The sequence below is a fragment of the Phaeospirillum tilakii genome (genome assembly GCF_042683125.1).
GTDB classification, from domain to species: domain Bacteria; phylum Pseudomonadota; class Alphaproteobacteria; order Rhodospirillales; family Magnetospirillaceae; genus Phaeospirillum; species Phaeospirillum tilakii.
Genome location: NZ_JBHUIY010000002.1, coordinates 82,584 through 104,618 on the forward strand (window position 1 = coordinate 82,584; position 22,035 = coordinate 104,618).

Here is a 22,035-nt window from a genome sequence, read left to right on the forward strand (position 1 = left end):
GACTCGATGCTCTCCTTACTTGCCGAAGGTGGGCGGGGAGGGATCCTTGGTCGGATTGGGCTCGCCCTTGGTCAGCCGCTGCACCGCCGTGACGGCGGCGTGGGCGGCGATGCCGGCGGTGACCGCTCCGGCGGCGACCAGACCGATCTGGTCGGCGTTGGCCTCGATGCCGAAGGCGTTGATGTTGGTCAGGCGGTCGTAGAACGGTCCCTTGTCCCAGAACCCTTCCTCGGAACAGCCGATGCAGCCGTGACCGGACTGGATCGGGAACGACACCCCGTCGTTCCAGCGGGTGGTCGAACAGGCGTTGTAGGTGGTCGGGCCCTTGCAGCCCATCTTGTAGAGGCAGTAGCCCTTGCGCGCGCCGTCATCGTCCCAGGATTCGACGAACTGGCCGGCGTCGAAATGCGGCCGGCGATAGCATTTGTCGTGGATGCGCTGGGAATAGAACATCTTCGGCCGGCCGTGCATGTCGAGCTCGGGCAGGCGGCCGAACATGGTGACGAAGGTCACCACCCCGGTCATCACCTCGGCGATCGGCGGACAGCCCGGCACCTTGATGATCGGCTTGCCCCGGATCACCTCGTCGATCGGCACGGCGTGGGTCGGGTTGGGCTTGGCGGCCTGGACGCAGCCCCACGAGGCGCAGGCGCCCCAGGCGATCACCGCCGAGGCGTCGGCGGCCATTTCCCGGAGGCGCTCGACGAACGGGCGGCCGCCGTCGATGCAGAACATCCCGTCCTCGTTGAGGGGCGGATTGCCCTCCACCGCCAGGATGTAGCGGCCCTTGTAGGTCTGGCGGGTCTCCTGGAGGATCGCCTCGGCCTGATGGCCGGCCGCCGCCATGATCGTGTCGTTGTAATCGAGCGAGATCATCGACAGCAGCACATCCTTGGCCAGCGGATGGGCCGAGCGGATGAAGCTTTCGGTGCAACAGGTGCATTCCAGCCCGTGCATCCAGATGATCGGCACGCGCGGCTTGGTCTCCAGCGCCTCGGCCACCGAGGCGGCGCCGAGCGGGCCGAGGCCCAGGGAGGCCGCGGTCAGGCTGCAAAATCGCACGAAGCTGCGGCGGCTGATCCCCTTGCGGCGGACCACATCATAGAACGTCTCGATCTGAGGGGTCATCGGCCGTTTCCCTCCCCGGCGGGTTCAAAGCGGACGGTCCATGGCGACGGCGCGGCATGGCCATCGGTTCAATCAGCAAGAACCGGGCCATTCCCCTTCCGCCCCCGTCGCGGGCGGTTTTCCGCCGCGCCGGCCGCTCGGCCGTCCCCCGGCCGGCCCGGCCGCCTGCAAAGTTGTTTGCCACCGTTGGCAAGCCCCTTGCCGCGCCGGCGGCGCGCCCGGGCGGCGGTGTTTTTTTACCGGGCGGCCAGAAGATCTTAACCTCTGTTTGCTTATCCTCCTCCCGCGCGGCAGTCCCCGGGCGCGAAGCGGGGTGTTCGGTCCGCGTCGGTAAACGGAATGGACATGACACATCACGCGACGGCCGAGCCCGCCTCCCCGCAGATCCACCAGCGACTGGTCGAGGCGCTGACCCTGCACAAGGCCGGGCGGCTCGACGAGGCGGTGTGGATCTATCGCGCGGTGCTGACGGCGGCGCCGACCAATTTCGACGCGCTGCATCTGCTCGGCGCCGCGCTGGCCCAGGCCGGGCGGCGGGGCGAGGCCGAATCCTATCTGCGCGCGGCGGTGGCGCTGTCGCCCGACCATGCCGCCGCCCGCAACAATTTCGGCAATCTGCTGAAGGACATGGGCAAGTTCGAGGATTCCCTCGCCCAGTATGACCGGGCGGTGGCGCTGGCCCCGGGCGAGGCCTCGGCCCATTCCAACCGGGGCAACGTGCTGCGCGAGATGGGCCGGCGCGAGGAGGCGCTCGACAGCTACGCCCGGGCGATCGCCGCCCAGCCCGATTACGCCGACGCCCATTACAATCGCGGCGTGGTGCTGACCGAACTGGAGCGGCCCGGGGAGGCGCTGGCCTGCTACGACCGCGCCATCGCCCTCAACCCGCTGAAGACCGAGGCCTATTACAATCGCGGCAACGTGCTGCGCCAGCTCGGCCGGCTGGAGGACGCGCTGGCCAGCTACGACCGGGCGCTGGCGCTCAATCCGCGCGGCGAGAAGATCCTGTCCAACCGGGGCAACATCCTGGCCGAGCTTGACCGGCTCGACGAGGCGCTCGATTGCTTCAATCAGGCGATCGCGATCAAGCCCGATTATCCGGCGCCCTATTCCAACCGCGCCAACATCCTCAAGGAATTCCGCCGTTTCGACGAGGCGCTGGCCAGTTTCGACCACGCCATCGCCCTCGATCCCGATTTCGTCGATGCCCACTGGAACCGCGGGCTGTGCCTGCTCCAGACCGGCGCGCTGGCCCGGGGCTGGGCCGATTACGAATGGCGGCGGCGCAAGGCCACCTGGCAGAGCTCCGCCCGCGCCTTCGACCAGCCCTGCTGGCTGGGGCAGAGCGACCCGGCCGGCCGCACCCTCCTGGTCCATGTCGAGCAGGGCTTCGGCGACACGCTCCAGTTCTGCCGCTACCTGCCGCTGCTGGCGGCGCGGGGGGCGCGGGTGGTGCTGGAGGCCGAGCCGCAATTGTGCGGCCTGCTCGGCGGGCTGCCCGGGCTCGATCGGGTGGTGGCCAAGGGCGATCCGCTGCCGCCGTTCGATTATTACTGTCCGATGATGAGCCTGCCGCTGGCCTTCGGCACCGATCTCGCCTCGATTCCGGCCGCGCCGCGCTATCTCACCGCCGACCCGGCCCGGGTCGCGCGCTGGCGCCAGCGGCTGGGCGAGGCCCGCCGGCCCCGGATCGGCGTCGCCTGGAGCGGCAGTCGGCTGCACCGCAACGACCGCCACCGCAGCATTCCGCTCGACGCCTTCGCCCGGCTGTTCGCCGCCGACGCCGATTTCATCGTGCTGCAAAAGGAATTCCGCCCCGGCGATGCCGAGCGGCTGGCCTCCCTGCCCGGGGTGCGCGCGCCCGGGGCCGAGCTGGTCGATTTCTCCGACACCGCCGCTTTGTGCGAGCTGTGCGATCTGGTGATCGCGGTCGATACCAGCGTCGTCCATCTCGCCGGCGCGCTGGGGCGTCCGGTCTGGCTGCTGCTGCCGGGGATCAATCCCGACTGGCGCTGGCTGCTCGACCGGCCGGATTCGCCCTGGTACCCGTCGCTGCGGCTCTACCGCCAGGCGCTTTATCAGGGCTGGCCGGCCGTGCTCGATCGGGTCGCCGCCGATCTCGACCGTGCCCTGGCCGGCGGAGGCCGGGCTTGATCATGTTCCGGCCGCCGCGCGCGGGGCGCGGCCGCCGCTGTCGCCGCCCGCTAACGACCGACCAGGAGGATTGGGGATGAATGCTTTCGCGCAGCAATTCCGGCAGGAGCCGAGCGATGTGGCGGTGGTGATTCCCACCGTGCTGCGCGAGACCCTGACCCGGGCGGTGCATTCGGTGTTCGACCAGGACCTCGACGGCCGGATCCAGATCCTGATCGGCATCGACGCGGTGCACGGGCCGGCCGAGCAACTGGCCGGGCTGATGGAAAGCTGCCCCGACAACGTCACCCTGACCATCGTCGATCCGGGCTATTCGACCGCCCGGCGCAATGGCGGGGTCCATGCCTGCGGCTATGGCGGCAGCCTGCGCGCGGCGCTGAGCTTCCTCGCCAACAGCCGCCACGTCGCCTATCTCGACGACGACAACTGGTTCGCCCCCAACCACCTGTCCAGCCTGCGCAAGACCATCACCGGGGTGGATTGGGCCTATTCGCGCCGCTGGATGGTCGATCCGCGCACCGACGGGGTGATCTGCGTCGATACCTGGGAATCGGTCGGCCCCAATGCCGGGGTCTATGCCAAACGCTTCGGCGGCTTCGTCGACACCAGCTCGCTGATGATCGACAAGCTGAAATGCCTCGACGTGCTGCCCTGCTGGTCCGACCCGCCGACCCCGCGGGGGAATTGCGAGGACCGGATGGTGTTCTTCGCCCTGACCTCGCGCTACAAGGGCGCCGGCACCGGCGAGGCGACCTCGTTCTACACCGTCGATGCCGACGACGTGCTGCAAAAGACCCGCGAGGAATTCTTCCGCCGCGCCGGCTACGACTGGGCGGCGATGCCGGCGCCGACCCCTGCGCCGTCGCGGCGCGGCAACGTCGCCCCGGCCCGTCAACGCGCCGTCGGCAGCCTGATCGCCCTGGCCGGGCGCTATGAAAGCGAAGGCAAGCGGGCGGTCGCGGTCGATCTGCTTGGCCGCATTCTCGACGCCGCCCCGGGCGACCGCCTCGCGCTGCGCTACATGGAGGAGATGTGCGCGCGGCTGGGCCATGCCGAGGACGCCCGCGCGGTGGCGCGGGAGAGATCCAATCTCGATGCCGGGGCGAGTTTCACCCCGCGCGCGGCGGAGCCGGCCGCCGCCCCCGCCTTGTCCTGAACCCCCGCCGCCCAGGAGACGATACCATGCGTTCGCCGGCCGACATGAAGGTCATCCAGATCGAGATCACCAACGCCTGCACCAAGCGTTGCGGCAATTGCACCCGCTTCTGCGGGCACCATACCAAGCCGTTCTTCATGGATTTCGACACTTTCCGCCAGGCGGTGGATTCGTTGGCCGGGTTCGGCGGCGTGGTGGGGATCATGGGCGGCGAGCCGACCATCCATCCCGATTTTCCCCGGCTGGTCGGCTATCTGCGCGACCATGTCGGCTATGACGATCCGACCCGCGCCGCCTATGCGCCGACCCCGGACTTCCTCGACCACATCCTCAACAACGCCTTCAACTTCAACCGCGGCTACAACAACCAGCGCGGCCTGTGGACCTCGGTGTCGAGCAAGTACGGCGAACATTTCGAGCTGATCCAGGACACCTTCGGGGTCCAGTGCATCAACGACCATTCCAGCCCGAGCGAACACACCACCCTGATGGCGACACGGGCCGAGCTGGGCATCCCCGACGAGGACTGGTTCCGGCTGCGCGACAATTGCTGGGTGCAGAACAACTGGAGCGCCTCGATTACCCCGAAGGGCGCCTTCTTCTGCGAGGTGGCGGCGGCGATGGACGCCACCCTGGGCGGCCCCGGCGGCTGGCCGATCGAGCCGGGCTGGTGGAAGCGCACCCCCAAGGATTTCGCCGACCAGCTCCATTGGTGCGAATTGTGCAGCGCCTGCCTGCCGGTGCCGAAGCGCAACGCCAACGACGAGACCGACGACGCCTCGCCGGTGTGGGTCGAGAAGCTGAAGGGCATCAACAGCCCCAAGCTGCGCAAGGGCCAGGTCGAGGAATTCGACCCGGTGCGCTATGTCGCCGGCGACTACACCGTCACCCAGGGCGAGCAGCCCTACCTCGCCTCCAACGACCAGCGGATCGGCGTCGCCCAGCAGATGCTGGTGCCGAAGAACATCTTCGCCGTGCTCGACGTCGATGACGCCCTGCCGGTCGCCGCGCTGCGGGCGCTGATCGAGGCCAATCAGGCCGCCTTCGGCGTCCATGTCCTCCTCAGCGACAATCCCGAGCACCATGCCCTGGCCGGCGAGCTGGGGATCGCGGTGCTGCCCTGCGCCGACAAGAGCGGCGAGGAGCTGTTCGCCGCGCTGAAGAGCGCCGCCGGCACCCGCGACTGGGTGCTGATGCTGCACGGCCATGTCGCCACCGAGGATCTGGTGGCGATGGTGCAGACCCAGGTGTTCAATCCCGGCTGCTTCTATTCGCTGCGCAACCGGCCGACCCGGCCGGAATTCGCGGTCGATCTGTTCAATTTCCGCGCCTCGGCCCTGGTCGGCGGCGGCGACCTGTTCGCGCTGAAGGCCAATTACGCCCCGCGCAAGGTCCAGTTCGTCCTCGCCCCGTTCGCGCCGCTGCCCAAGCCCGATCCGGCGGCGGTCCCGGCCCCGGCCCCCGAGCCCGCCGCCCCGGCGGTGCAGACCGCGCCGCCCTTTCGCATCGCGGTGGTGACGCCCTATTACAAGGAGGCGAGCGAGATCCTGGCCGAGTGCCATGACAGCGTCACCGCCCAGAGCGTTCCCTGCACCCATTTCATGGTCGCCGACGGCTTCCCCAACACGGTGGTGGACGGCTGGGGCGGGGTCGAGCATCTGGTGCTGTCGCGCGCCCACGCCAACAACGGCAACACCCCGCGCGCGATCGGCTCGATGTCGGCGATCGCCCAGAATTTCGACGCGATCGCCTATCTCGACGCCGACAACTGGTTCCGCTCCGACCATCTCGAACGGATGCTCGAACTGCACCGCTCGAAGGGGGTGTCGATCTGCACCTCCAACCGCACCATGCACCGGCCGGACGGCTCGATCCTCTATTGCGACCTCGAGAATGACGGGGTGACCTTCGTCGATACCTCCTGCTTCTTCCTCACCCGGCGGGCCTTCCGGCTGACCGCGCTGTGGGGGATGATGCCCAACCAGCTTTCGCCGCTGTGCGACCGCATCTTCTGGCAGGCGGTGCAAAGCTCGCGGCTGCCGCGCGCCCACAGCCGCGAGGCGACGGTGGCGTTCCGCACCCGCTACGCCTCGCATTACGCCTTCGCCGGCGAGGAACCGCCGCCCGGCGCGGTCAGCCCCGAGCAGTTCAGCCGCCCGGCGCGCTGGTGGTCGGAACAGCCGGCCCAGTTCCGCCAGGAATGGGACCTCTACTTCACCTCGGGCGGCTGGTGACCGCTCGCCGTCTCGGCGCCGTCCTCGCGGCGGCGCTGCTCCTGACCGGCGCGGCCGGGGCGGCGGAGATCTCCGGCCCGGCCCATGTCGTCGATGGCGACAGCCTGGAGGTGGACGGCCAGCCGATCCGGCTGTTCGGCATCGACGCGCCGGAATGGAGCCAGGTCTGCCACCGCGACGGGGCGGAGTGGGCCGCCGGCCGCGCCGCCGCCTTCTGGCTGCGTGCCCGGGCCGAGGGCAAGCCGGTCCGCTGCGTGGTCGAGGACGAGGACGGCCATTATCACCGCCGCGTCGCCACCTGCCATCTCGGCCGGCGCGACCTCAACCGGGCGATCGTCGCCGCCGGCTGGGCGGTGGCCTACCGGCGCTATTCCGACCGCTATGTCGAGGCGGAGCAGGCGGCGCGGACCGCCGGGCGCGGGATCTGGCGGGGCGAATGCGATCCGCCGGAGGAATGGCGGCGGGCGCATTCCCACGGTTAAGACCATGCGCGGGCTCCGCCCGCACCCGCCAAGGGCCGAAGGCCCTTGGAACCCTTTCCCTGTCCTTCGCGCGGCCAACGCCCGCGCCCAAGCTGACAGGCCGCTCCGCGCCCGACCATCAAGGGGTTCCAAGGGCCTTGCGGCCCTTGGCGGGGGTGGGCGGAGCCCACGGAATTACGCTTCCCAGCGTTGGGTGCGTTCGGCATCCCCGGCGGTGGTTTCGACCCAGCCGGCGCCGTCGCTGCGTTCCTCGTATTTCCAGAACGGCGCCCCGGTCTTCAGCCGGTCGATCACGAACTCGCAGGCGGCGAAGGCCTCGGCGCGGTGGGGGGCCAGCACGGCCACCAGCACGATCGCCTCGCCCGGCCGCATCCGCCCGACCCGGTGCAGGATCGTCACCGCGTCCAGGCGCCAGCGGTGGCGGGCCTCGGCCGCGATCGCGGCCAGACGGCGTTCGGCCATGCCGGGATAATGTTCCAGCGTCAGCGCGATCAGCCGGCCGCCTTCGTCGCGCACCAGCCCGACGAAGCTGGCCAGCGCGCCGGCCTGGCTCTGGCCGGCGGCGAGCCGGGTCAGTTCGGCGCCCGGGTCGAACGGCTCGGGCTGGATCCGGATCATCGTCTCAGCCCCCGCTGAACAGCGGGAAGAAGGCGATCTCGTCACCCGGCCGGATCGGATGGTCGGGGGTGGCCAGCTCCTGATTGACCGCGCCGCGCACCGGCAAATCGGGGGCCAGCGCGGCGGCGTGGCCGGGGCCGAGCCCGGCCAGCCATTGGCGCACCTGGCCGAGGGTGGCGAGGTCGGGCGGCGGGGCCGCCGTCTCCCGGTCGAGGCCGATCCGGGTCCGCACCCAGGAAAAATAGAGGATGGTCATCGCAGCAGCTCGGCGAAGGTCAGGAACGGGACCGGGTCGCCGGGGCGGATCTCGGTCCGCTCCTCGGCCAGATCGAGCAGGCCGTCGGCGGCGGTGACGGCGGTCAGCGCCCCGGAACTGTCGTTCGGCACCAGACTCGCCGTTCCGTCGGCGGTGAGGCGGGCGCGGGGGAATTCGCGCCGGCCCGCCCCCTTGCGCAGGGCGAAGGCGGCCGGCACGGCAAAGCGGCGTGGCGGCGGTAGGTCCTCGCCGCCGAGCCGGGCCAGCACCGGCCGGCCGACCAGCGCCATCCCGACCAGCACCGACACCGGATTGCCCGGCAGGCCCAGCAGCGGGGTGGCGCCGATCCGGCCGAACAGCACCGGCTTGCCCGGCTTGATCGCCAGCCGCCAGAAGCGCACCGCGCCAAGGCGGGCCACCACCCCGCGCAGATGGTCCTCGGCCCCGACCGAGGCGCCGCCCGAGGTGACGATCAGGTCGCATCCCGCCGCCGCCTCGGCCAGTCGCGCCGCCAGCCGGTCCGGCCGGTCGGGGATGATGCCGAGATCCGCGATCTCGGCGCCCCAGCCCGCGAGCAGGGCGCGCAGCAGCGGCCGGTTGGCGTCGTACAGCCCGCCCGGCGGCAGCGCCGGGCCGGGATCGTGCAGCTCGTCGCCGGTCGAGGCCAGCGCCACCCGCAGCCGGCGCCGCACCGGCAGCTCGGTCAGGCCCAGCGCGGCGGCGACGCCGAGTTCGGCCGGCCCCAGCCGCCGGCCGGCGGCCAGCGGGCGGTCGCCCGGCGCCACCGATTCGCCGGCGCGGCGGACGTTGGCGCCGGGAGGCGACGGCGGCAGGACCACCGCCCCGGGGCGTTCCTCCGCCTCCTCCTGAACGACCACCGTGTCGAGCCCGGCCGGCAGCGGGGCGCCGGTGAAGATGCGGTAGGCGTGGCCGGGCCGCACCGGGGCGGCCAGCGGGTGGCCGGCGGCGATCCGCCCCCCCACCGGCAGCGGATCGGGGCCGAGATCGGCGGCGCGCACCGCCCAGCCGTCCATCGCGGCGCAATCGGCCGGCGGCACCGTCACCGCCGCCACCGGGGCGGCGGCCAGCACCCGGCCCCCGGCCTGGGCGGTGGCGACGTTTTCGGCCTCCGCCACCGCCGCGAGGTCGCGGTGCAGCAGGGCGAGGGCGGCATCGAGCCGCAGCGGGGCGGCGGGGGACTGGTCAGACGGAGCCATGCAGCGGATAGTATCGGCAAGCCCCGGCAACGCCAACGTGCAAAGCGGGGTCCGTTCACCGCCCCAGGAGCCGCCATGCTTTCGATCGGCATCGTCACCGTTTCCGACCGCGCCGCCGCCGGCCTTTATCCCGACGCGGGCGGCCCGGCGGTGGCGGCCTGGCTGCGCCGGGTGGTGGTGTCGCCCTGGCGGCCGGTCACCCGGCTGGTGGCCGACGAGCGGGTGCGGATCGAGGCGGTGCTGCGCGATCTGGCCGATGGCGAGGGCTGCGGGCTGATCATCACCACCGGCGGCACCGGTCCGGCCCCGCGCGACGTCACCCCCGAGGCCACCGTCGCGGTGTGCGACCGGCTGCTGCCGGGCTTCGGCGAGCTGATGCGGCGCGAGAGTCTGCGCGTGGTCCCCACCGCGATCCTGTCGCGCCAGACCGCCGGGATCCGGGGCCGCAGCCTGATCGTCAATCTGCCGGGCAAGCCGGCGGCGATCGCCGATTGCCTGGGCGCGGTGATGCCGGCGATCCCCGATTGCCTCGACCTGATCGGGGCGGGCCGGCTGGACACCGACCCCGCCCAGTGTCGGGCCTATCGTCCCGACTGAAGCGACACCGGATCGGCGGGGAGGGCGGCTGCGTTCTTTCCGTCCCCTGCGGGGGGCGCCGCCGCTCCGTCCGTTCGCCCAAACCTTTCGCAATGGGGGCGATATATTCCTAACCGGCCCGCTCGGTCGGCGCTTAACCCGGAAAAGGTGTTTTGCTATCATCGCGGCAGCGGGATGGGGAGCGGGACGGCATGAGCCACGCGGCGCTGGTCGAGACGAATTTCCTTCTCCAGGACATGGTCGAATCCGCCCAGGCCGCGATTCTGATCCTCGATGCGACCATGACCGTGCGCTACGCCAATCTGGCGGCGGCCGCGCTGTTCGGCGCCCTGCCCGAGGCGATGGTCGGGCGGCGGCTGGCGCTGTCCTGGCCGCGCGATGCGGTGGAGGAAGGCGGCGGCGCCGGTCGGGTCGCGCCGTCGCGGCGGGTCGGCACGCTGATGGGCGAGGACGAGGCCGGCGCGCCGGTGCTGCTGACGGTGCAGGTGATCGACGCCGGGGGCGGGGCGGGCGACGGCTGCCTGCTCTGCATCTCGACCGGTGGGGCGGAAAAGCCGCCCGACATCGCCCGGCTGGAATATCTCGCCACCCATGACCCGCTGACCCGGCTGCTTAACCGGCAATCCCTGTTCGACCGGTTGCAGACGGTCGCCGCGCTGTGCCAGCGCGGCGGGGCGCGGGCGGCGCTGCTGCATATCGACCTCGACCGCTTCAAGCCGGTCAACGACACCCTCGGCCACGATGCCGGCGACGAATTGCTGCGTCAGGTGGCGCAGCGCCTGCGCGCCGCCCTGCGCCAGTCGGACACCGTCGCCCGCATCGGCGGCGACGAGTTCATCCTGATCCTGACCGACATCCATTCCGGGTTCGACGTCGAGGCGATCGCCCGCAAGATCCTCGACGCGCTGGCGGCCGATTTCTCGATCCGGGGCCGGGCGGTGTTCATCTCGGCCAGCATCGGCATCACCCTGATCCCCGAGGACGGCACCGATGCCGCCGTGCTGGTCCGCAATGCCGACATGGCGATGTACAAGGCCAAGGAGGCGGGGGCCAACACCCTGCGCTTCTTCACCGCCGAGATGAACGAGCGGGCGGCGCGGCGGCTGGAGCTGGAATGGGGCCTGCGCGCCGCGCTGGAGCAGAACCGGCTCCGCCTGCGCTTCATGCCGATCTTCGACATCCGCGACCGCCGGCTGGTGGCGGCCGAGGCGCTGCTGCGCTGGGACCACCCCGAGCGCGGCCTGATCGGGGCCGAGGCCTTCATCGAGGTGGCCGAGAGTTCCGGCCTGATCGTCGCCATCGGCGAATGGATGCTGGGCGAGCTGATCGACGCCCTGGCCGATTGGCGCGATCGCGGCCTGCCGCCCTGCCAGATCGCGGTCAATCTGTCGCTGCGCCAGCTGCGCGCGCCCGACACCTTCGTCCGCGCCTTCGAACGGATGCAGGCCCGCCATCTGCCGCCGCATCTGCTGGAGATGGAGATCGCCGAATCCGTCCTGCGCGACGGTTCGCCGACGGTGCTGCAATCGCTCGAAACCATCGCCCGCTTCGGCGTCAGTCTGGCGATCGACGATTTCGGCTCGGGCTACACCTCGCTGCGCCTGCTGAAACGCTTTCCGGTGCGCTCGCTGCGGATCGACCGCATCTTCCTGCGTCACCAGCGGATCGACCGCGAGGACGGGCTGCTGATGCGGGCGATGATCGCGATGGCCAATTCGCTGGGGATCCCGATCGTCGGCAAGGGGGTCGAGACCGACGGCCAGCTCGCCTTCCTGCGCAGCCACAATTGCGACCATTTCCAGGGCTATCTCGCCAGCCAGCCGCTCGACCGCGCCGCGCTGGAGGCCCTGATGGCCGGTCCGGCCGACTAAAGCGGATCGCGGTCCGCTCGGAGCCCGCCGGCGGGCCGTCCGCTCACGGCCCGGGCGGGGCCGACGCCGTCGCCAGCGGGGTCAGCGGCTCCAGCGTCTGGGTCTCGATCCGGTCGCGCCCCCGCAGCTTGGCCTGATACAGCAGGCGGTCGGCCCGGCCGATCGCGCCGCCGACCGGTTCCCACGGCGGCAGATCGACCACCCCGAAGCTGGCGGTGATCCGGCGCGGCTGCCCGCTTGCCGCGCCGATCGGGTGGGCGGCGATGGCGCGGCGGCAACGCTCGCAGACGTCGAGCGCCTGGGACAGGCCGGTGTCGGGAAAACAGATCAGGAATTCCTCGCCGCCCCAGCGGGCGACGATGTCGCCGCCGCGCAGGGTGCCGCGCAGGGCCGCCGCCACCAGGGTCAGGGCGTGGTCGCCCTCGTCATGGCCGAATTCGTCGTTGATCCGCTTGAAATGGTCGATGTCGAGCAGGGCCAGGGTGATCGGGCTGTCGCGGCGGCGGGAGCGGGTCCGCTCGATTTCGATCAGCTCGGTCGCGGCGCGGCGGTTGTGCAGGCCGGTCAGCGGATCGGTCCCGGCCAGCCGCCGCAGATGATTGCGCTCGCCGCGCAGGCTGGCGATCATCCCGCCGAAATAGGTCAGCGAGGCGATCGCCAGCATCGCGCCCTGATAGTCGATGGCGTTTTCCGGGATGCCGATCGCCCAGGCCTCCAGCACGAAGATCAGTTCCGACCACGCGACCAGGAACGACAGCCGGAGGAAGTCGAGCCGGCCCGAGGCCAGCAGCAGCGGCAGCAACTGGACATAGGCGACCATCGACAGCGGGATCCGCCCCTGGCTGACATGGCTGAGCCAGGTCATCGTCGCGAACAGCAGGGTGGTCCCGGCCAGATAGGGCAAAGCGGGGGTGCCGAGCCCGAGGCTGAAGCGGGCGAGCGGGATCCGCATCAGGTAATAGAGCGGGAAGGTCAGGGTCACCACCGCGACGAGGTCGCCGCAGAAGCGGATCGGGGCCAGGGCGATCAGCTGGTCGGGGCCGAGGTCGGTGAACAGCCACAGATTGGCGAGGCCGAGCCCGGTCTGGGCGGCGCAGAACAGCGGGGCGAACAGCATCGCGTGGGTTTCGGCCGGCATGTCGGCCCCGCGCCGTCCCCGCGCGTTGCGCCGGTGGCGTCGGATCAGCTCGGCGAAACCGCCATAGACCAGGGTGTGGATCAGGGTGAAGCCGAGCCACACCAGCCCCGCTCTCGGATCGGCGGTCTGCTCCAGCAGCGCCCCTTGCAGGCTGGTCAGGCCGCAGCCGAGGGCGACCATCGGCAGCGCGCCGAGGCGGAAGCGCAGGAACAGGGCGACGCTGAACGCCGCCGGCGGGTACCACAGGCTGGCCTGGCCCGAGGCGCCCATCACCAGGGCGAGGTTCCACAGCAGATACCAACTGAGGCCGAAGGCCAGCGTGGTCAGGAGCGGCGCGAACGAAGCCGGGCGCGCGCCGGCCCGGCGGGGAGGAAGGGGGAACTTGACCGGGGCACCCATGGAAACCTTTCCCGCAGGCCACCTTATCGAATTTGGCTAGTTATTTCCCGACGATATATCAACCTAAAGGATAGGTGCAAGGGCGGCCCTCGGCAAATCGTCGCCGCCGGATCCGGCCAAAGACGGCTCAGGCGCGGGAGCGGATCTCGGCGAGGAATCGCTCGACCTCCTCTTCCAGCCGGCGGGATTCGCTGGTCAGGGTGGCGGAGGCGTCGAGCACGTCGCGGGCCATCCGGCCGGTTTCGCCGGCGGCCAGGGTGACCTCGGTCACGGCGGTGGAGACGGCGCGCACCCCCGCGCTGGCGGCGGCGACGTTGCGGGCGATGTCGGCGGTGACCGCGCTCTGTTCCTCGACCGCCCCGGCGATCGCGGTCGAGAAGCTGTCGATCCGGTCGATGGTGGCGGCGATGGCGTGGATCGCCTCGACCGCCTGCCGGGTGACGTCCTGGACGGCGGCGACCTGGCGCGAGATGTCCTGGGTGGCGTTGGCGGTCTGGCCGGCCAGCGCCTTGACCTCGTGCGCGACCACGGCGAAGCCCTTGCCGGCCTCGCCCGCCCGCGCGCTTTCGATCGTGGCGTTGAGGGCGAGCAGGTTGGTCTGGGCGGCGATGCCCGAGATCATCGCCACGATGTCGCCGATATGGCTGGCGGTGGCGGACAGGCCCTCGACGGTGTGGTTGGTGGCCGCCGCCTCGCTCACCGCGCCGCGGGCGACCTCGGTCGAGCGGGCGACCTGACCCGAGATTTCCTGGATCGAACAGCTCAGTTCCTGGCCGGCGGCGGAGACGGTCTCGACGTTGCGGCTGGCGGTCTCGCTGGCGGCGGCGAGGGTCACCCCCTGCTGGCCGGTGCGTTCGGCGGTGGCGGTCAGCTCGTCGGCGAGGCGGTGCAGGTTGCTGGCCAGCCCGCCGATCGCGGCGATCGAGCCCTGCACCCGCTGTTCCATCTCGCGGGCCAGCGCTTCCATCTCGTCGCGGCGGCGCCGTTCGGCCTGACGGTCGATCTCGGCCTGCTCGCCCCGCAGCCGCTCATTGTCGACCACATGGCTGCGGAACACCTCGATGGTGCGGGCGATGTCGCCGATGTCGTCCTGGCGGTCGAGCGAAGGCAGGGCGATCCCGATCTCGCCCGCGGCGATCCGGGTCATCGCCGAGGTGATCCCGCGCAGCGGCCGCAGGATCGAGGCGCGCGCCACCAGCAGCCCGATCGCCAGTCCGAGTCCGCCGGCCACCAGTCCGGCCCCCAGCGTCCAGCGTTTGACCGCCTCGGTGGCGGCGAAGAACTGGGCGGTCGGGCTGCCGACGAACAGGATGCCGACCACCGTGCCGTCGGGGCCGCGGATCGGGTCGTAGCCGGTGATGAACGGCACGCCGAGGATGTCGACGAAGCCCCGGAACGATTCGCCGCGTTGCAGCACCGCCGCATAGGCGGCGTTGCGGGCCAGTTTGGTGCCGACGGCGCGGCTGCCGTCGGCGGCCTTGACGTTGGTGGCGATCCGGGTGTCGCCGCGGAAGATCGTCGCGGTGCCGCCGACCTGGGCGCTGACCGCATCGACGATGGCCTCGTTGCCGTTGAGCACCACGCCGCCGGCCAGCAGGCGGTCGCCCTGGACCTCGACGGCGCCGCCGGTTCGGGTCAGCTCGCGCCACGCCACCCGCATGTTGCGGTCGATCGCCTCGTAGGCCTGGCGTTCGGCGTCGCGACTGAGGATCCACAGCGTCGCCGCGCCGACCGACAGCCCGGTCAGCACGGTGTTGAGCAGGATGACCAGGGCGAGGCGGAGCGAAATCGTCATACGGGGCAGGGGCATGTCGGTGGTCTCGCTGCGGGGCTGGAGCCGGGGGGAGCGGCGGCGCGCGGGGGGAGAGGGATACGGCATAAACCCTATGTTAGGGCATTCCAGTGCAAAGGGTATAGGAGCCCTCGCATGGGCGCCATGTCACAATTCCGTCACGATCCCAACCTTGCCGAAATCGGGGCGAGGTTAAAAAAGCCGGCAATTTATTCTTGCCGTTCAGGGTGGACTTATCAAGTTTTAGTGTTCCTACCCTGCGTATAATTCATACGGAATGATCTTCGCGCGGGGCGGGCGGATCCCCGCGCCGCGCGGGTCCTGGCGCCGTCCCGCGCTGTTTTTGATTGAACCGGGCGGCGCCGGACCGCATGGTTGACCCCAACCAAAACAACCGGACCACGGCCGTCCAGGGCGGGTCCGAGAAAAGACCGGGGAGTGACACGTCCGATGACCGCCGCCTGGGATGCGGCGCGCGCCCGCGCGCTGATCGAGGATCACCGCCCGGTGCGGGGCGGCCTGCTGCCGGCGCTGCACGCGCTGCAACGCGATTTCGGCTATATCGACAGCGCGGCGACGCCGCTGCTGGCCGAGGCCTTCGGCCTGTCCCAGGCCGAGGTGCATGGGGTGATCGCCTTCTATCACGAGTTCCGCCGCACCCGGCCCGGCCGCCATGTCGTGCGGCTGTGCGTCGCCGAGGCCTGTCAGGCCCGCGGCGCCGAGGCGCTGCTGGCCGGGCTGCGCGAGCGGCTGGGGATCGGCCTGGGCGAGACCAGCGCCGATGGCGCGGTGACGCTCGAACCGGTCTATTGCCTGGGCAATTGCGCCCTTGGCCCGGCGGCGCTGATCGATGACGAACTGCATGGCCGGCTCGATGGCGCCGGGCTGGCCGAGGCGATCGGATGAGCCGGCCGGTCACGGTCTATGTCCCGCGTGACGCCGCCGCTTTGTCGGTCGGGGCCGACCGGGTGGCGGCGGCGATCGAGGCCGAGGCGGCGGCGCGCCACCGGCCGGTGCGGCTGGTGCGCAACGGCAGCCGGGGCCTGCTGTGGCTGGAGCCGCTGGTCGAGGTCGCCACCCCGGCCGGCCGGGTCGCCTATGGTCCGGTCGGCCCCGAGGCGGTGCCGGCGCTGTTCGAGGCCGGCTTCCTCGACGGTGGCGCCCACCCGCTCGGCCACGGCCCGACCGAGGAGATCCTCTATCTCAAGCATCAGGAGCGGCTGACCTTCGCCCGCTGCGGGGTGATCGACCCGCTGTCGGTCGAGGATTACCAGGCCCATGGCGGCTTCGCCGGCCTGTCGCGCGCGCTGGGGATGAGCGCGGCCGAGATCGTCGCCGAAGTCACCGCCTCCGGCCTGCGCGGGCGGGGCGGCGCCGGTTTTCCCACCGGGATCAAGTGGGGCACCGTGCTGGCGGCGACCGCCGAGGAGAAATTCGTCTGCTGCAATGCCGACGAGGGCGACAGCGGCGCCTTCGCCGACCGGATGATCATCGAGGGCGACCCGTTCCTGCTGATCGAGGGGATGACCATCGCCGCGCTGGCGGTGGGGGCGCGCCAGGGCTACGTCTATCTGCGCTCGGAATATCCCCACGCCGCCGCCACCCTGGCCGAGGCGATCCGGCTGGCCTATCGCCAGGACTGGCTGGGCGAGGACATCCACGGCTCGGGCCGGGCGTTCCATCTCGATCTGCGGGTGGGGGCGGGCTCCTATGTCTGCGGCGAGGAAACCGCGATGCTGGAAAGCCTCGAGGGCAAGCGCGGCACGGTGCGGGCCAAGCCGCCGCTGCCGGCGATCAGCGGCCTGTTCGGCCGGCCGACGGTGATCAACAACGTCCTGACCCTGACCTCGGTGCCGGTGGTGCTGGCGCGCGGCGCCGCCTATTACCGCGATTTCGGCGCCGGCCGCTCGCACGGCACCCAGCCGTTCCAGCTCGCCGGCAACATCCGCCAGGGCGGGCTGGTCGAACTGGCGTTCGGGGTGTCGTTCCACGATCTGGTCTACCGCTTCGGCGGCGGTACCGCCTCGGGCCGGCCGCTGCGGGCGATCCAGGTCGGCGGGCCGCTCGGGGCCTATCTGCCCGCCGACGGGCTCGACCTCGCCGCCGATTACGAGACCGTCGCCGCCGCCGGGGCGATGCTCGGCCATGGCGGCATCGTGGTGTTCGACGACACGGTGCGGATGGAGCGGATGGCCCGCTTCGCGATGCGGTTCTGCGCCGACGAATCCTGCGGCAAATGCACCCCCTGCCGGATTGGGTCGCAACGCGGGCTCGAACTGCTCGACCGCATCGCCGCCGGCCAAGGCGGGGACGCGGATTTCGCCTTGCTGGAGGATCTGTGTGAGGTGATGAGCGAGGCCTCGCTGTGCGCGATGGGCGGGCTGGCCCCGCTGCCGGTCCGCAGCGCGCTGCGCCACTTCCCCGAGGATTTCGGCCGGGAGCGGCCGGCATGAGCGGGCGCGATCTCGGCACCCCGGCGGTGGAGGGGACGGCGCCGGTCGGCCTGACCATCGACGGCCAGCCGGCGCGGGTGCCGGCCGGCACCTCGATCCTGCGCGCCGCCGCGACGATCGGGATCGAGATTCCCCGCCTGTGCGCCACCGCATCGCTGGCCGCCCATGGCTCGTGCCGGCTGTGCATCGTCGAGATCGCCGGCCGGCGCGGCACCCCGGCCGCCTGCACCACCCCGGTCGAAGACGGAATGGTGGTGACCACCGACACCCCCCGGCTGGCGAAGATCCGGCGCGGGATCGTCGAGCTGTATCTGTCCGACCATCCCGCCGACTGCCTGACTTGCGCCGCCAACGGCGCCTGCGACTTGCAGGCGGTGGCGGGGAAGGTTGGGCTGCGCAAGGTCCGCTATCCCGCCGGGGGGGCGACCCATCGCGCCGCCCCGGCCGAGGCCGCCACCCCCTATTTCGTCTACGACCCGGCCCGCTGCGTGGTCTGCGCCCGCTGCGTCCGCGCCTGCGCCGAGATCCAGGGCAATTTCGCCCTGACCATCGTCGGGCGCGGCTTTGCGTCGCGGATCCGGCCGGGGGCGGCCGAGGATTTCGTCGGTTCGGAATGCGTCGCCTGCGGCGCCTGCGTCCAGGCCTGCCCGACCGCCGCCCTGATCGAGACCAGCGTGGTCGCCCACGGCCAGCCGACCCATGCGGTCGAGACCACCTGCGCCTATTGCGGGGTGGGGTGCAGCCTGCGCGCCGAGATGCAGGGTGCGCAGGTGGTGCGGATGGTGCCGGTCGCCACCGGCGGGGCCAACCAGGGCCATGCCTGCGTCAAGGGCCGTTTCGCCTGGGGCTGGACCCGCCACCGCGACCGCGTCACCACCCCGATGATCCGCGAGCGCCGCACCGATCCGTGGCGCGCGGTCGGCTGGGACGAGGCGATCGCCTTCGCCGCCGAGCGCTTCCGCCGGATCCTGGCCGACCATGGCCCGCGCGCGGTCGGCGGCGTCACCTCGTCGCGCTGCACCAACGAGGAAATCTACGCGGTGCAGAAGCTGATCCGCGGCGGGTTCGGCACCAACAACATCGACACCTGCGCCCGGGTCTGCCACGCCCCCACCGGCTACGGCCTGCGGCAGGCGTTCGGCACCTCGGCCGGCACCCAGGATTTCCAGAGCGTCGATCAGGCCGACCTGATCCTGGTGATCGGGGCCAATCCCACCGACGGCCACCCGGTGTTCGGTGCCCGGCTGAAGCGGCGGGTGCGTCAGGGGGCGACCCTGGTGGTGATCGATCCGCGCCGGATCGATCTGGTCGGCGCGCCCCATGCCCGCGCCCGGCTGCATCTGCAATTGCGCCCCGGCAGCAACGTGGCGATGCTCAACGCCCTGGCCCATGTCATCGTCACCGAGGGGCTGGTCGATCGCGCCTTCGTCGCCGCCCGCTGCGACCTCGAGTCCTTCGCCGCCTGGGAGGAATTCGTCGCCGATCCGGCCCAATCGCCCGAGGCGGTGGCCGAGATCACCGGGGTCGCCGCCGCCGAGGTGCGGGCGGCGGCGCGGCTCTACGCCACCGCCGGCAATGCCGCGATCTATTACGGCCTGGGCGTGACCGAGCATTCCCAGGGCTCGACCGCGGTGATGGCGATCGCCCATCTGGCGATGGCCACCGGCAATATCGGCCGGCCGGGAGTCGGGGTCAATCCGCTGCGCGGCCAGAACAACGTCCAGGGCTCGTGCGACATGGGCTCGTTCCCCAACGAGCTGCCCGGCTATCGTGACGTCGCCGATCCGGCGGTGCGGGCTTTGTTCGAGGCGGCGTGGGGGCGGACACTCGATCCCGAACCCGGGCTGCGCCTGCCGCAGATGCTCGACGCGGCGGTGGAAGGCCGCTTCAAGGCGCTGTTCGTCCATGGTGAGGACCTCGCCCAGAGCGATCCCAACACCCGCCACGTCGTCGCCGCGCTGGAGGCGCTCGACCTGCTGGTGGTGCAGGACCTGTTCCTCGGCGAGACCGCCGCCTACGCCCACGTCTTCCTGCCCGGCACCTCGTTCCTGGAAAAGGACGGCACCTTCACCAACGCCGAGCGGCGGATCAACCGGGTCCGCCCGGCGCTGGCGCCGCGCACCGGCCGGCATGAATGGCGGATCGCCGCCGACCTTGCCACCGCGCTCGGCTTCCCGATGGGCTGGGACGACGGCGCGGCGATCCTTGACGAGATCGCCCGTCTGACCCCGAGCTTCGCCGGGGTCAGCTTCGCCCGGCTCGACCGCGCCGGCAGCCTGCAATGGCCCTGCAACGATGCCGCCCCCGACGGCACCCCGATCCTGCATGTCGAAGGCTTCGTCCGGGGCAAGGGGCGCTTCGTCCCCACCCCGTTCGAACCGACCGCCGAGCAGGCCTCGCGCTTCTATCCGCTGATCCTGACCACCGGGCGGGTCCTGGCCCAGTACAATGTCGGCGCCCAGACCCGCCGCACCGACAATCTCGTCTGGCATGGCGAGGACGTGCTCGAGATCCATCCCGACGACGCCGCCGCGCGCGGCATCGCCGACGGCGAGCTCGTCACCCTGGCCAGCCGGATCGGCAGCACCACCCTGAGGGCGCGGCTCGGCGACCGGGTGCCGCCCGGGGTGGTCCACACCACCTTCCATCATCCGGTCGGCGGCGCCAACGTGGTGACCACCGACCGCGCCGACTGGGCCACCGGCTGCCCCGAATACAAGGTGACGGCGGTCGAGGTCAGCCGCGCGAACTTTCCGCCCCCAGGTTGAGCTTTTCGGTCGCATCGGGCGGAGGGAAAGGCGTACAAGCCGCTCCCCGGGCGGATCGCCCGGGGAGTGGCGGCGACCGGCCGCCCGCAACGACCCCGTTCAGGGAGGATCCCCCCCACCATGATTCACCTGTCCCCGACGGCGCCCGGCTTGCTGGCGCGCGAACGCACCATCGCCCCGCCCGGCTACCATCGCTGGCTGGTGCCGCCGGCCGCGCTGGCGGTCCATCTCTGCATCGGCATGGCCTATGGCTTCTCGGTGTTCTGGCTGCCGCTGTCGCATGCGGTCGGGATCACCCAGGCGGTGGCCTGCCCGCGCGAATACGGTCTGCTCGACGAGCTGTTCGCCACCGGCTGCGACTGGAAGATCTCGACGCTCGGCTGGATGTACACCCTGTTCTTCGTCTTCCTCGGCACCTCGGCGGCGCTGTGGGGCGGCTGGGTCGAACGGGTCGGGCCGCGCCGGACCGGGGTGGTGGCGGCCTGCTGCTGGTGCGGCGGGCTGCTGATCTCGGCGCTCGGGGTCTACCTCCACCAGATCTGGCTGCTGTGGCTGGGTTCGGGGGTGATCGGCGGGGTCGGGCTCGGGCTCGGCTACATTTCGCCGGTCTCGACCCTGATCAAATGGTTCCCCGACCGGCGCGGCATGGCCACCGGGATGGCGATCATGGGCTTCGGCGGCGGGGCGATGATCGGGGCGCCGCTGGCCGACCAGCTGATGAAATTCTACGCCACCCCGACCTCGGTCGGGGTGTGGGAAACCTTCGTCACCCTGGCGGTGGTCTATTTCGTGTTCATGATGGCCGGCGCCTTCGGCTACCGCGTCCCCGCCGCCAACTGGCGGCCCGAGGGCTGGGTTCCGCCCGCCGCCGCCGACAATGCGATGATCACCCAGGGGCACGTTCATCTCGACGTGGCGTGGCGCACCCCGCAATTCTGGCTGGTGTGGGCGGTGCTGTGCCTCAACGTCACCGCCGGCATCGGCATCCTCGGCATGGCTTCGCCGCTGTTGCAGGAAGTGTTCGGCGGCCGGCTGATCGGGCTCGATCTCGGCTTCGGCGAGCTGTCGCCGGCGCAGAAGGGCCAGATCGCGGCGGTGGCCGCCGGCTTTACCGGGCTGCTGTCGCTGTTCAACATCGGCGGCCGCTTCTTCTGGGCCTCGCTGTCCGACCGGATCGGGCGCAAGGCGACCTACGCCATCTTCTTCCTGCTCGGGCTGGTGCTGTACGCCTCGGTGCCGTGGGCGGCCGGAACCGGCCATCTCGCTCTGTTCGTCGCCATCTTCTGCGTGGTGCTGTCGATGTATGGCGGCGGCTTCGCGGCGGTGCCGGCCTATCTCGCCGACATGTTCGGCACCCGGATGGTGGGGGCGATCCATGGACGGGTGCTGACCGCCTGGGCCACCGCCGGGGTGCTGGGGCCGGTGCTGGTCAATTACATCCGCGAATACCAGCTCGACCACGGCGTGCCCCGGGCCGAGGCCTATTCGGTGACGATGTACGTGCTGGCCGGGCTGCTGGCGCTCGGGCTGGGCTGCAACGCCCTGATCACCTCGGTGGCGAAGAAGCATCACATGAGCCCGGAGGAACTGGCCGAGGAGAAGAAGGGCGCCGACGACACCCACCAGCATTTCGTCGCCGATGTCGCCGCGCTGCGCCAGGAGGTCGGCCAGTCGTGGAAGGTGGCGCTGGCCTGGGCGGCGGTGTGGATCCCGATCGGCTGGGGGGTGTGGATGACCGCCCAGAAGGCGGTGCTGCTGTTCCGCTGATCCCC

16 protein-coding genes are annotated in these 22,035 nt (G+C 71.1%); 10 read left to right on the top strand and 6 right to left on the bottom strand.

What is annotated here, in order from left to right; genetic code table 11:
* Positions 1 to 15 precede the first annotated feature (15 nt).
* Complete coding sequence (locus ACFSNB_RS01465) at positions 16 to 1,128, bottom strand: hydrogenase small subunit (protein ID WP_377313795.1); 1,113 nt, start codon at positions 1,126 to 1,128, stop codon at positions 16 to 18.
* Between the two features lie 345 nt (positions 1,129 to 1,473).
* Between ACFSNB_RS01465 and ACFSNB_RS01470 the strand changes: the two genes are divergently transcribed.
* The 4 genes from ACFSNB_RS01470 to ACFSNB_RS01485 all read left to right on the top strand — a co-directional run bounded on the left by ACFSNB_RS01470 (position 1,474) and on the right by ACFSNB_RS01485 (position 7,154).
* Entirely contained in the window at positions 1,474 to 3,282 is a 1,809-nt protein-coding gene (locus ACFSNB_RS01470) for a tetratricopeptide repeat protein (protein WP_377313797.1), read from the top strand.
* Positions 3,283 to 3,358: 76 nt separating this feature from the next.
* Positions 3,359 to 4,438, top strand: a complete 1,080-nt coding sequence (locus ACFSNB_RS01475; RefSeq protein ID WP_377313799.1) for a hypothetical protein — start codon at positions 3,359 to 3,361, stop codon at positions 4,436 to 4,438.
* Between the two features lie 26 nt (positions 4,439 to 4,464).
* Entirely contained in the window at positions 4,465 to 6,672 is a 2,208-nt protein-coding gene (locus tag ACFSNB_RS01480; protein WP_377313801.1) for a hypothetical protein, read from the top strand.
* Entirely contained in the window at positions 6,669 to 7,154 is a 486-nt protein-coding gene (locus ACFSNB_RS01485; protein ID WP_377313803.1) for a thermonuclease family protein, read from the top strand. Before ACFSNB_RS01480 ends, ACFSNB_RS01485 begins: the two co-directional genes overlap by 4 nt.
* Positions 7,155 to 7,328: 174 nt before the next feature.
* Here ACFSNB_RS01485 and ACFSNB_RS01490 read toward each other — a convergent pair whose 3' ends face one another.
* The 3 genes from ACFSNB_RS01490 to ACFSNB_RS01500 are packed head-to-tail and all read right to left on the bottom strand — an operon-like array spanning position 7,329 to position 9,245.
* Positions 7,329 to 7,772 (bottom strand): molybdenum cofactor biosynthesis protein MoaE, encoded by a 444-nt coding sequence (locus tag ACFSNB_RS01490; protein WP_377313805.1) that lies wholly within the window; start codon positions 7,770 to 7,772, stop codon positions 7,329 to 7,331.
* 4 nt (positions 7,773 to 7,776) lie between these two features.
* Positions 7,777 to 8,028, bottom strand: a complete 252-nt coding sequence (locus tag ACFSNB_RS01495) for a MoaD/ThiS family protein (RefSeq protein WP_377313807.1) — start codon at positions 8,026 to 8,028, stop codon at positions 7,777 to 7,779.
* Positions 8,025 to 9,245: a molybdopterin molybdotransferase MoeA gene (locus ACFSNB_RS01500; RefSeq protein WP_377313809.1), complete on the bottom strand. Its 1,221-nt coding sequence runs from the start codon at positions 9,243 to 9,245 to the stop codon at positions 8,025 to 8,027. The genes ACFSNB_RS01495 and ACFSNB_RS01500 overlap by 4 nt, the downstream gene beginning before the upstream one ends.
* Positions 9,246 to 9,320: 75 nt before the next feature.
* Here ACFSNB_RS01500 and mog point away from each other — a divergent pair, with 75 nt between their 5' ends.
* Both mog and ACFSNB_RS01510 read left to right on the top strand, forming a co-directional pair.
* Entirely contained in the window at positions 9,321 to 9,842 is a 522-nt protein-coding gene (gene mog, locus ACFSNB_RS01505; RefSeq protein ID WP_377313811.1) for a molybdopterin adenylyltransferase, read from the top strand.
* Between the two features lie 191 nt (positions 9,843 to 10,033).
* Entirely contained in the window at positions 10,034 to 11,713 is a 1,680-nt protein-coding gene (locus ACFSNB_RS01510) for a putative bifunctional diguanylate cyclase/phosphodiesterase (RefSeq protein WP_377313812.1), read from the top strand.
* Between the two features lie 43 nt (positions 11,714 to 11,756).
* On the opposite strand, the gene ACFSNB_RS01515 is transcribed toward ACFSNB_RS01510, so the two are convergent.
* Positions 11,757 to 13,250: a sensor domain-containing diguanylate cyclase gene (locus tag ACFSNB_RS01515; RefSeq protein ID WP_377313814.1), complete on the bottom strand. Its 1,494-nt coding sequence runs from the start codon at positions 13,248 to 13,250 to the stop codon at positions 11,757 to 11,759.
* 127 nt (positions 13,251 to 13,377) lie between these two features.
* Complete coding sequence (locus ACFSNB_RS01520; protein WP_377313816.1) at positions 13,378 to 15,060, bottom strand: methyl-accepting chemotaxis protein; 1,683 nt, start codon at positions 15,058 to 15,060, stop codon at positions 13,378 to 13,380.
* A gap of 432 nt (positions 15,061 to 15,492) precedes the next feature.
* On the opposite strand from ACFSNB_RS01520, the gene ACFSNB_RS01525 reads away from it, so the two are divergent.
* The 4 genes from ACFSNB_RS01525 (at position 15,493) to ACFSNB_RS01540 (ending at position 22,030) form a co-directional block, all read left to right on the top strand.
* Complete coding sequence (locus tag ACFSNB_RS01525) at positions 15,493 to 15,948, top strand: formate dehydrogenase subunit gamma (RefSeq protein WP_377313818.1); 456 nt, start codon at positions 15,493 to 15,495, stop codon at positions 15,946 to 15,948.
* A complete protein-coding gene (locus ACFSNB_RS01530) occupies positions 15,945 to 17,495 on the top strand; it encodes a formate dehydrogenase beta subunit (protein WP_377313820.1) in 1,551 nt (516 codons plus the stop codon). Before ACFSNB_RS01525 ends, ACFSNB_RS01530 begins: the two co-directional genes overlap by 4 nt.
* On the top strand, positions 17,492 to 20,263 hold the full coding sequence (fdhF, locus tag ACFSNB_RS01535) for a formate dehydrogenase subunit alpha (RefSeq protein WP_377313822.1): 2,772 nt from the start codon (positions 17,492 to 17,494) through the stop codon (positions 20,261 to 20,263). The genes ACFSNB_RS01530 and fdhF overlap by 4 nt, the downstream gene beginning before the upstream one ends.
* Before the next feature lie 120 nt (positions 20,264 to 20,383).
* Entirely contained in the window at positions 20,384 to 22,030 is a 1,647-nt protein-coding gene (locus tag ACFSNB_RS01540; protein WP_377313824.1) for an OFA family MFS transporter, read from the top strand.
* Positions 22,031 to 22,035 lie beyond the last annotated feature (5 nt).

Excerpts from the sequence above, each read along its gene's own strand:
- ACFSNB_RS01465 (WP_377313795.1), bottom strand. The coding sequence starts at position 1,128 with ATGACCCCTCAGATCGAGACGTTCTATGATGTGGTCCGCCGCAAGGGG.
- ACFSNB_RS01470 (WP_377313797.1), top strand. The coding sequence starts at position 1,474 with ATGACACATCACGCGACGGCCGAGCCCGCCTCCCCGCAGATCCACCAG.
- ACFSNB_RS01475 (WP_377313799.1), top strand. The coding sequence starts at position 3,359 with ATGAATGCTTTCGCGCAGCAATTCCGGCAGGAGCCGAGCGATGTGGCG.
- ACFSNB_RS01480 (WP_377313801.1), top strand. The coding sequence starts at position 4,465 with ATGCGTTCGCCGGCCGACATGAAGGTCATCCAGATCGAGATCACCAAC.
- ACFSNB_RS01490 (WP_377313805.1), bottom strand. The coding sequence starts at position 7,772 with ATGATCCGGATCCAGCCCGAGCCGTTCGACCCGGGCGCCGAACTGACC.
- ACFSNB_RS01495 (WP_377313807.1), bottom strand. The coding sequence starts at position 8,028 with ATGACCATCCTCTATTTTTCCTGGGTGCGGACCCGGATCGGCCTCGAC.
- ACFSNB_RS01500 (WP_377313809.1), bottom strand. The coding sequence starts at position 9,245 with ATGGCTCCGTCTGACCAGTCCCCCGCCGCCCCGCTGCGGCTCGATGCC.
- mog (WP_377313811.1), top strand. The coding sequence starts at position 9,321 with ATGCTTTCGATCGGCATCGTCACCGTTTCCGACCGCGCCGCCGCCGGC.
- ACFSNB_RS01510 (WP_377313812.1), top strand. The coding sequence starts at position 10,034 with ATGAGCCACGCGGCGCTGGTCGAGACGAATTTCCTTCTCCAGGACATG.
- ACFSNB_RS01515 (WP_377313814.1), bottom strand. The coding sequence starts at position 13,250 with ATGGGTGCCCCGGTCAAGTTCCCCCTTCCTCCCCGCCGGGCCGGCGCG.
- ACFSNB_RS01520 (WP_377313816.1), bottom strand. The coding sequence starts at position 15,060 with ATGCCCCTGCCCCGTATGACGATTTCGCTCCGCCTCGCCCTGGTCATC.
- ACFSNB_RS01525 (WP_377313818.1), top strand. The coding sequence starts at position 15,493 with ATGACCGCCGCCTGGGATGCGGCGCGCGCCCGCGCGCTGATCGAGGAT.
- ACFSNB_RS01530 (WP_377313820.1), top strand. The coding sequence starts at position 15,945 with ATGAGCCGGCCGGTCACGGTCTATGTCCCGCGTGACGCCGCCGCTTTG.
- fdhF (WP_377313822.1), top strand. The coding sequence starts at position 17,492 with ATGAGCGGGCGCGATCTCGGCACCCCGGCGGTGGAGGGGACGGCGCCG.
- ACFSNB_RS01540 (WP_377313824.1), top strand. The coding sequence starts at position 20,384 with ATGATTCACCTGTCCCCGACGGCGCCCGGCTTGCTGGCGCGCGAACGC.